Source organism: Psychrobacillus sp. FJAT-21963 (genome assembly GCF_001420585.1).
Lineage (GTDB): Bacteria > Bacillota > Bacilli > Bacillales_A > Planococcaceae > Psychrobacillus.
On record NZ_LJIY01000041.1, the window covers coordinates 1 to 692 of the forward strand.

General features: G+C 53.6%; 1 rRNA gene. It reads right to left on the bottom strand.

The window, feature by feature from the left end:
• Positions 1 to 692, bottom strand: a 23S ribosomal RNA gene (locus AN959_RS20475); the annotation flags it as partial.

A 692-nucleotide genomic window follows, 5' to 3' on the forward strand; every position in this document is an offset into this window, starting at 1 on the left:
TGGGGCTTCAATTCAGAGCTTCGCGTAAGCTAACCCCTCCTCTTAACCTTCCAGCACCGGGCAGGCGTCAGCCCCTATACTTCGCCTTGCGGCTTCGCAGAGACCTGTGTTTTTGCTAAACAGTCGCCTGGGCCTATTCACTGCGGCTTTTCAGGGCTATTCACCCTAAAAAGCACCCCTTCTCCCGAAGTTACGGGGTCATTTTGCCGAGTTCCTTAACGAGAGTTCTCTCGCTCACCTTAGGATTCTCTCCTCGCCTACCTGTGTCGGTTTGCGGTACGGGCACCTTATCCTCACTAGAGGCTTTTCTTGGCAGTGTGGAATCAGGAACTTCGGTACTATATTTCCCTCGCTGTCACAGCTCAGCCTTCACGCAAACGGGATTTTCCTCGCTTGCAGCCTAACTGCTTAGACGCACATATCCAGCAGTGCGCTTACCCTATCCTCCTGCGTCCCCCCATTGCTCAAACGGAGTTTGGTGGTACAGGAATATCAACCTGTTGTCCATCGCCTACGCTTTTCAGCCTCGGCTTAGGTCCCGACTAACCCTGAGCGGACGAGCCTTCCTCAGGAAACCTTAGGCATTCGGTGGATGGGATTCTCACCCATCTTTCGCTACTCATACCGGCATTCTCACTTCTAAGCGCTCCACCAGTCCTTGCGGTCTAGCTTCAACGCCCTTAGAACGCTCT